The sequence below is a fragment of the Bacillus cereus group sp. BfR-BA-01331 genome (assembly GCF_022663915.1).
Taxonomy (GTDB): domain Bacteria; phylum Bacillota; class Bacilli; order Bacillales; family Bacillaceae_G; genus Bacillus_A; species Bacillus_A mycoides.
The window spans coordinates 1-1,771 of sequence record NZ_JAKUGJ010000099.1; the positions used below are offsets into that span (position 1 = coordinate 1).

Below are 1,771 nucleotides of genomic sequence, written 5' to 3' on the forward strand. Positions count from 1 at the left end.
CCACCCCATTATTTGATTTTTCAGCTTTTTCTTCTGCTAGAACTTTCTTTATTAACTCTAGTTTTCTCTCATTTGTTTCACCTGTTGAATACAGAGAGAAATTCTCGTTTTCAATTAAGTCCTGGAAACGTGCTTTTACGGCTTTACGACGGTTAAACGCTACGTAAAGTAATTCAATTAATTTATCTTTCGTTAACATCTCTACGTTGATTTTTGCCTTCGATAGTAGATTTCTAGAGGCATTATAGCGACGATATAATTCGTTAAACGCCTTATCTACAATCTTTTCTTCCAACTCGTCCTCTGTATCAGCCGTAATTGTACTAATATCAACCTTGTATGGATAAATTAAATAACGTTTTTGTTCATATCGAGGTTGCGAACGTTGCCAGTACTCCAGATTATCGATAACTTCTTGTCCATATAGGACTGTCTCCGGTGTAAGGTCTTTTGCATCCTTCATTGTTTCTGTCATTTTTCGTACAGGATCCGTTAAATCTACAAATTTACTTTGTATATATACTTTTGTATTAAACTCTAATGTTGTTAACCACGATTCAATCTTGATATCGATTGCCTCTTGTTCCATATTTGAAAGTAAGTAATAGTTAACTGGATGTGCTTCCGCAATTAAGATAAATGTGTCATCATGATACCGAATCATATGATTATCAATTTCCTTAATGTCCTCTACAAACGTGCTAAAGAAATCTACGTTGTCCTCATCAATTGTCGATTCAGCAGGGGCATTCTTTTTGTTTTTCTTTACGCCTTTTTCAGCAGTGTGTTTCTCTACCCCGCCCTGCTTGTTCCCCTTTTTCTTAAACCCAAACAGTGCTTTCCCGTTCATTTTCCGATAAAAGAAAAATCCTACAATGGCTATCGCCGCGAAATATATCATTTCCAACATCTACAAATTCTCCTTTGCCCATGTAATTGGCTCGTACCCTTTTCTCCACTTCCCTTTTTCGGAACGGCTACGCATTTTGATAAGTAAAAATCTATCTAGATACATGTGTTGTTTTTCTTTATAAATAAAAGCAAACGCTATTACACCTACTACCATTGGTATTGCTAAAATTAAGCAAATAAAAAACGCTACTACCGCATCAATAGGTGCAAATAGCCGCCATAAAAATGGTACATATAAATAAAGAGCCGCCCCGCCACCTAATAGATAAATCAATTGGCGTTTACTTAATACACCTAACAACGTTTTTTGTTCCGAAGTCATGTCAACAGGAACAGTTACTTTTCTCATATTGTTTCCTCCCTTGTATAAGAGAAGCTCTCCCCAAATGGAGGAGAGCTTCTACAAACTCTTATGTTAGATTGTTGTAACCCAAGAAGCGATGTCGTATGCTTTGATCATGATAAAGCCTCCAATTGCCGCACAAGCCAAACCAAGCATAGCTTGTGTACGGTTTTCTGGGTTTTTCCCTTGTGCACCTGATAGTTTAATACTTGCGAATACAACACAAGCAACTACCCAAATACCACCAAAACCAATCAATGTTTTTACAATGGTATTCATGCTATTTTGAACGGTTTGGGCATTCGCACCACTACCTTTTCCAATACCACTTGTAAAACTACTTTTTGCCAGTAAGAAATCTCCTACTGATGTTGTCATAAGTTTTGCAGACAACCAATTCAACATAATTCCTGCACCTCCGGGTGTTTTGCTCGCAAAACGCAAAAAGACCCCAATACACGCACACGTCCCCTAAGGACATGGCGCATATTGAGGTCTTCTCTTATATGCGAACTG

The 1,771-nt window shown here is 37.5% G+C and carries 2 protein-coding genes and 1 pseudogene; all 3 read right to left on the reverse strand.

The features are described from left to right. Positions 1–910, reverse strand: a 910-nt coding sequence (locus MR155_RS31000; RefSeq protein ID WP_242312095.1) for a hypothetical protein, incomplete at its 3' end; no start/stop codon positions are given. Next, positions 911–1,261 (reverse strand): PrgI family protein, encoded by a 351-nt coding sequence (locus MR155_RS31005; RefSeq protein WP_242312096.1) that lies wholly within the window; start codon positions 1,259–1,261, stop codon positions 911–913. It lies immediately after the preceding gene. Between the two features lie 66 nt (positions 1,262–1,327). Next, positions 1,328–1,743: pseudogene (locus MR155_RS31010) on the reverse strand (hypothetical protein). Positions 1,744–1,771 lie beyond the last annotated feature (28 nt).